Source organism: Mesorhizobium sp. B3-1-7, assembly GCF_006439385.1.
In the GTDB taxonomy this organism is placed as follows: domain Bacteria; phylum Pseudomonadota; class Alphaproteobacteria; order Rhizobiales; family Rhizobiaceae; genus Mesorhizobium.
Genome location: NZ_VFTL01000025.1, coordinates 101397 through 107616, shown reverse-complemented (window position 1 = coordinate 107616; position 6220 = coordinate 101397). Strand labels below are relative to the sequence as shown.

Below are 6220 nucleotides of genomic sequence, written 5' to 3'. Positions count from 1 at the left end.
GGCAGGAAATGGCAGTCGCTCCTTCGCTCAACTGCCTCTCCAAAGAATCCTTTCTCAGCCTAAACTCAACCCCAAAAGCGCCACATGCGATTCCCCTGCCGTTTACGGGGAGAAGGTGTCACGGAGTGACGGATGAGGGGCAGCGCGGCCATAGGCCAGAAGATCGCTTACCCCAATGTCTCTTTGAAAAACGTCGTCAGCCGCTTCCAGTGGCGCTCGGCACCCGCCTCGTCATAGACGCTATGGTCCCTGATGCACCAGCCATGCCCTACGCCGACATAGTTCTCGATCACATGGTCGACTTCCGCCAGGCGCAGCGCCTCCGCCAGCCGAGCCGACTGCTCCGGCGGAAAGCTGCGGTCGACGCCGGCAACGCCGACATAGACGCGCGCCTTGATCGAGGCCGCCTTGCGGTGCGGGCTGTCGGCCGCGTCGCTGGCGAGATTGCCGCCATGGAAGCTCGCCGCTGCAGCGATACGGTCGGGATAGGTTGCCGCCGCGTTTAGCGCCCGCGCGCCGCCCATACAGTAGCCGACGACGCCGATCGGCCCATCGACCCCTTCGGCGGCGAGCGCATCGAGGAAGGCGGCATTGTCGCGGATGGTCATTTCCTGTGTGGTGCCGGTAACCAGCGCCATCAGCTTGGTCTTGGTTTCCTCCGCCGTGAAGGCGGTCTTGGCGTCGAACGGACCGTAGGGCGCGTTGCGGTAAAAAAGATCGGGCACCAGCACGGCATAGCCGTGACCGGCGAGCCGCTCGGCCATCTCGTCAAGCGCCGGGCGCGGCCCGAAGGCGTCCATATAAAGGATGACGCCGGCGCTGGCCTTGGTGGACGGTCGAAAAAGGCCAGCCTTTGCCTTGCCGTCCCTGGTTTCGAACTCGATCTGCTTTCCAGTCATGATGCTCTCCGTTGCCTGTCGCGCGTTAGATATCCGCACGCGCCGTTCCGGCAAGCCATTCCCGGACCAGGCCGTTCAAGATTTCGTGCGGCCGGCCTGCCTCCTAGAGCCGCGCGAAGGCCGCCATATGAAAGGCCTGCACCTCCGGCGGATAGCGATAGTCTGTGCCATAGGGGCAGGCATTGCGGTCGAGGCAGCCGCCGCTGCGGCAAGGCTCGCCGAGCGGGCTGCGGACATGGCCGAGGCAACCCTCATAGGCAAATCCTTCCGTCGAATAGGCGTCGACCGGACAGGATTTCAGGCAGGGTTTTGCGACACATGTGTCACAGAGATGAATCGCTGCATGAGGGTCGGGAAGAGAAATCTCGTCCTCGAACAGCAATGCGCCGCGATAGGCATGCCATAGCCCATATTGCGGGTGCATCAGAACGCCGAGCGGCGACGGTTTCAACCCTTCGGCCCGCATCGCCCATTGCTGGAACGGCAGATAGGGCCGGTCGGAGGGCGACACCGCGCGGGCGCCGCAGCCTTGCGCGACCGCGCCGATCACCGCGCGCGACCAGGTGTCGAGCGGATTGGCGATGTCCCTCGCCTGCTGTCCCAGCCAGCGTTGAAAATGCGGCCATGGCGCCGCGCCCGCCTGCCCGACGAGCAGCGCAGATTTGGCTGGAGCGCCGGAAGGTCCGGCTGGCGCAGCCTCACCATCAGTGAAACGGAAGCCGCCACGCAGGATCAGGCCGTCGGCCGCGAGCGCGGCCGCAATCTCCTCGACCGTGCCACGCGCAAAAATCATCCCTTCCGGTCCGGATCGGAGAATGCGCTCCGCCAGACTTCCTTATGGATGATGTCGGCCACTTTAGCCCGGCCTGACTCGGGCTCCTTTCACGTGAAGGCGTCGGCCATCGAGCCCTTCTTCTTGGCGATGAAATCCTTCAGCGCCTCGTCGATGGCCGGATCCAGATGCGGCGCCTCGTAGCTTTCCAGCCAGCGGCGGGCAAGCTCGTTGGCGCGCTGCGGCGCGGTCTTCTCGCCTTCGGCCAGCCACTGCTCGTAGGAATTGTTGTCGGCGATGTTGGAGCGGTAGAAGGCCGTCTGGAAATTCGCCTGCGTGTGGTCGCAGCCGAGATAATGGCTGCCCGGACCGACCTGGCGGATCGCGTCCATCGCCTGGCCGTTTTCCGACAGGTCGACGCCCTCGGCAAACTTCTGCTGCATGCCGAGTTGGTCGATATCCATCATGAATTTTTCATAGCAGGAGGCGAGACCGCCCTCGAGCCAGCCGGCCGAATGCAGCACGAAATTGGTGCCGGCAAGGATCGTCGAGTTGAGCGTGTTGGCGCTCTCATAGGCTGCCTGCGCGTCCGGGACCTTCGAGGCGCAGAGCGAGCCGCCGGTGCGGAACGGCAAACCGAGCCGGCGCGCGAGCTGCGCGGCGCCATAGGACACCAGAGACGGCTCCGGCGTGCCGAAGGTCGGCGCGCCGGACTGCATCGAGATCGACGAGGCGAAGGTGCCGAACAGCACCGGCGCGCCGGGCCTGATCAGCTGGGTGAACGAGGCGCCGGCCAGCACCTCCGCCAGCACCTGCGTCAGCGTGCCGGCGACCGTCACCGGGCTCATCGCGCCGGCCAGGATGAACGGCGTGACGATGCAGGCCTGGTTGTGGCGCGAATAGACTTTCAGGGCGCCGAGCATGGTCTCGTCGAACACCATCGGCGAGTTGGCGTTGATCAGGCTGGTCAGCACCGTGTTGTTCTCGACGAAGTCGTCGCCGAACACGAGCTTGGCCATCGCCACCGTGTCCTCGGCCCGTTCCGGCGCCGTCACCGAGCCCATGAACGGTTTGTCCGAATAACGGATATGCGCGTAGATCATGTCGAGATGGCGCTTGTTGACCGGCACGTCGACCGGCTCGCAGACCGTGCCCCCCGAATGGTGGATCGATGGCGCCATATAGGCGAGCTTCACGAAATTCTGGAAATCCTCGATGGTCGCGTAGCGGCGGTTGCCGTCGAGGTCGCGCACGAAAGGCGGGCCGTAGACCGGCGCGAACACCGTCGCATTGCCGCCGATCTGCACCGAGCGCTCCGGGTTGCGCGCATGCTGGGTGTAGATAGAGGGGGCGGTCTTCAACAGCGAGCGGCAGAGGCCCTTGGGGAAGTGCACGCGCTCGCCCTTGACGTCGGCGCCCGCTTCTTTCCACAGCGCCAGCGCTTCGGCGTCGTCGCGAAAGATGATGCCGATTTCTTCCAACACCGTGTCGGTGTTCTTCTCGATCAACGCCAGGCCTTCCTCGTTGAGGACCTCGTACACGTTAATCTTGCGCTTGATGTAGGTGAGCTGCGTGCCCGGACCGCCGCCCGAACGGGCAGCCCGGCGTGCCGCCGCGCCGCCGCTGGCGCCGCGTCCGCGCCGTCCGCCCGACGCTTCCTGCTCGACTGCCGCGTTATCGCTCATGATCGTTCTTCCTATAAATCTGGCCTGAACTGGCCTGCGGCCCATCGCTGCCGCTTCTTGCCCGGATCGTAGCCATGCACCCTATTGGAAACGGCCAGCCAGCGCCAACGCCTGTCGCAAAATCGACAAGAAAAGCGCCAATTTTTCAGTCGCTTTCCTTTTGCGGGAAGTCGCAAATCAGCTATGGATGCCCTGCCCTCGCGGGTTAGGTATTGGCGCATCGATTTTTAGGCTGCCGCAGTCATTCCGAGCAGCAAGGAGCCCGAGAGAAATGTCCGACGACGAGATCATCCTTTCCGAGCTTTCCGACGACGAGCTCGTGCAGCAGATGCACGACGATCTTTATGATGGGCTGAAGGAAGAGATCGAGGAAGGCACGCGAATCCTGCTTGAGCGCGGCTGGGCGCCCTACAAGGTGCTGACCGAGGCGCTGGTCGAAGGCATGCGCATCGTCGGCGAGGATTTTCGCGACGGCATCCTGTTCGTGCCGGAAGTGCTGCTCTCGGCCAACGCCATGAAGGCCGGCATGTTCATCCTGCGTCCGCTGCTCGCCGCCACCGGCGCGCCGAAACAGGGCAAGATGGTGATCGGCACCGTCAAGGGCGACATCCACGACATCGGCAAGAACCTCGTCGGCATGATGATGGAGGGTGCTGGCTTCGATGTCATCGATCTCGGCATCAACAACGCCGTCGAGAAGTACCTGGACGCCATCGAGCAGCACCAGCCCGACATCATCGGCATGTCGGCGCTGCTCACCACCACCATGCCCTATATGAAGGTCGTCATCGATACGATGAAGGAAAAGGGCATCCGCGACGACTATGTCGTGCTGGTCGGCGGCGCGCCGCTCAACGAGGAATTCGGCAAGGCCGTCGGCGCCGACGCCTATTGCCGCGATGCCGCGGTGGCCGTCGAGACCGCCAAGGACTACATGAAGCGCAAGCACAACGTTCGCGCTTCCGCCTGACCCAAGGCATCAGGATGGATCGACAAGAAAAGCCGCGCCTTGCAGCGCGGCTTTTTTGTTCCCAGATGATGGGAGAGGCTGCCGATCAGTTGACAGTGTCTTTGACCGCCCTTGCCGTCGATTTGACGTCCTTGCCGACGCCCCGGATGGTGTTCGCGCAGGCCGTGAGGGCAAGCGCGCAGGCCAGGATGGCGATCGGCGCGATGCGTAGCAGTTTCATGGACGGTGTCTCCCTCGACAGGTATTAAGCCCCGCAGCGAAAGCCGGCCCGACTTGGTCAAGACGCAAAAAACGAAATCGAATCAAATGGACAGGCTGCTCGTCATCGCCTGCGGGATGATTGCGCGCGAAGTTTTGGCCGTCAAGCAACAGCTAAAGCTCGACCATCTCGAGCTGACCTGCCTGCCGGCCGAGTTCCATTTCTATCCGGACCGCATCGCTCCGGCGATGGACAAGGCGATCGAGAAGGCCAAGACGGAAGGCTACAGCCGTATTTTCGTCGGCTATGCCGATTGCGGCACCGGCGGCCTGCTCGACCGCGTCATCGAGAAACATGGCGTCGAGCGCATGGCCGGGCCGCATTGCTTTGCCTTCTACCAAGGCATGAACGCCTACGCGAAGGTCGCCGACGACGACATGATGTCGTTTTATATGACCGACTTCCTCTGCCGCCAGTTCGAGGCCTTCTTCATCAAGCCGCTCGGCCTCGACAGGCATCCCGAACTGATCAAGGATTATTTCGGCAACTACGAGAAGCTGATCTATCTCGCCCAGACCGACGATCCGGAGCTCGACAAGGTCGCAGAGAAAGCCGCCGCCATGCTCGGCCTCGCCTATGAGCGCCGCCCGACCGGCTATGGCGATTTGACAAGCGAACTGGCGCGCGCGGCACAGGGCGCCTGAAGGTCGGTCTTCACGCCTCCGCTTCCAGCGCCCTCAACACATCGGCAAAACTCGTTCTGCATACGAAGCCGAGCCGCTCTCGCGCCCGCGACGGATCGTAGACGCGGTCGATCGAGGAGAACATCGTCCAGCCCTTCCTCGCATAGAGCCTCGAATAGTCCGGGAAATAGCGCGCGACGACCGTCGGCGCGTCGGCGATCAACTCGACGCAATCCTGCGGCCGGAACGGCGTCGGCGCCGAGATGATGAAGACGTCGAAGCCAAGGCTCGGCGCTTTCTCCAGGGCCGCCACATGGGCCTCGGCCGCGTCCTCCACCGTCAGCCGCCGGAACAGCAATTCGTTGACCTTGGTGTTGGCATCGGACTGTTCGATGGCATGTGCCATGTCGTCCGCCTCGGGAAAGAAGCGCGCGGTGCGCAGCACCACCACCGGCAGCCCATGCTCGATGTGGTAGAGGCGACAGAGATGCTCGGCGGAAAGCTTCGTCACGCCATAGATGTTGCGCGGCTCCGGCGACATCTCTTCGGTCAGCCAGGCCGCCTTGCGCGCGCCACCCTGGAAACCGGCGCGGATCGCCTGCGAGATCATCAGCGAGGTCGTCGAGGTGAAGACGAAGCGCTGCACGCCGCAGGCCACGGCCGCGTCGAGCAGGTTGAGCGTGCCTTGCACATTCGTGGCGACGAAGGCCGTGTTCTCATGATGCTCGATGTTCGGCTTGTGCAGCGCCCCACTGTGAATGATGGCCTCGATGCTGTTCTCGCGGACAGTCTTCAGGACAAGATCGCGATCCGCGATCGAGCCGACGACTTGGGTGCGCGCCGAGAGAACCGGATCAAGTCCGACGACGTGATGGCCGAGCGCATCGAGCCTCGGCTTAAGCGCGCTGCCCAGCCAGCCGGACGATCCCGTGAGCAAGATTCGCATCGATCAAACCGCCATTTTTCGAGCACACGCTGTTAAGCACGGATGACAGGCGATCGCGAACCGGTA

7 protein-coding genes are annotated in these 6220 nt (G+C 63.3%); 2 read left to right on the top strand and 5 right to left on the bottom strand.

The features are described from left to right. Window positions 1–167 precede the first annotated feature (167 nt). From FJ417_RS20960 to FJ417_RS20950, 3 genes are all read right to left on the bottom strand, one after another. Entirely contained in the window at window positions 168–899 is a 732-nt protein-coding gene (locus FJ417_RS20960) for a dienelactone hydrolase family protein (protein ID WP_140784775.1), read from the bottom strand. A 103-nt stretch (window positions 900–1002) separates the two neighbouring features. Then, the gene (locus FJ417_RS20955; RefSeq protein ID WP_140784774.1) at window positions 1003–1692 is read right to left on the bottom strand and encodes a 4Fe-4S dicluster domain-containing protein; all 690 of its coding nucleotides are present in this window, start codon (window positions 1690–1692) and stop codon (window positions 1003–1005) included. An 89-nt stretch (window positions 1693–1781) separates the two neighbouring features. Further along, window positions 1782–3356: a trimethylamine methyltransferase family protein gene (locus tag FJ417_RS20950; protein WP_140705563.1), complete on the bottom strand. Its 1575-nt coding sequence runs from the start codon at window positions 3354–3356 to the stop codon at window positions 1782–1784. A 271-nt stretch (window positions 3357–3627) separates the two neighbouring features. On the opposite strand from FJ417_RS20950, the gene FJ417_RS20945 reads away from it, so the two are divergent. Continuing rightward, window positions 3628–4326 carry a B12-binding domain-containing protein gene (locus FJ417_RS20945; protein WP_140495658.1) on the top strand — a complete coding sequence of 233 codons (699 nt, stop codon included), beginning with the start codon at window positions 3628–3630 and terminating at the stop codon, window positions 4324–4326. A gap of 85 nt (window positions 4327–4411) precedes the next feature. On the opposite strand, the gene FJ417_RS20940 is transcribed toward FJ417_RS20945, so the two are convergent. Beyond that, window positions 4412–4546 carry an entericidin A/B family lipoprotein gene (locus tag FJ417_RS20940; protein WP_041003961.1) on the bottom strand — a complete coding sequence of 45 codons (135 nt, stop codon included), beginning with the start codon at window positions 4544–4546 and terminating at the stop codon, window positions 4412–4414. A gap of 53 nt (window positions 4547–4599) precedes the next feature. Between FJ417_RS20940 and FJ417_RS20935 the strand changes: the two genes are divergently transcribed. Continuing rightward, window positions 4600–5229: a DUF1638 domain-containing protein gene (locus tag FJ417_RS20935; RefSeq protein WP_140784773.1), complete on the top strand. Its 630-nt coding sequence runs from the start codon at window positions 4600–4602 to the stop codon at window positions 5227–5229. A 10-nt stretch (window positions 5230–5239) separates the two neighbouring features. Here the strand turns inward: FJ417_RS20935 and FJ417_RS20930 are convergent, their stop codons facing one another. Further along, window positions 5240–6154 carry an NAD(P)-dependent oxidoreductase gene (locus FJ417_RS20930; protein WP_140784772.1) on the bottom strand — a complete coding sequence of 305 codons (915 nt, stop codon included), beginning with the start codon at window positions 6152–6154 and terminating at the stop codon, window positions 5240–5242. Window positions 6155–6220: the final 66 nt, after the last annotated feature.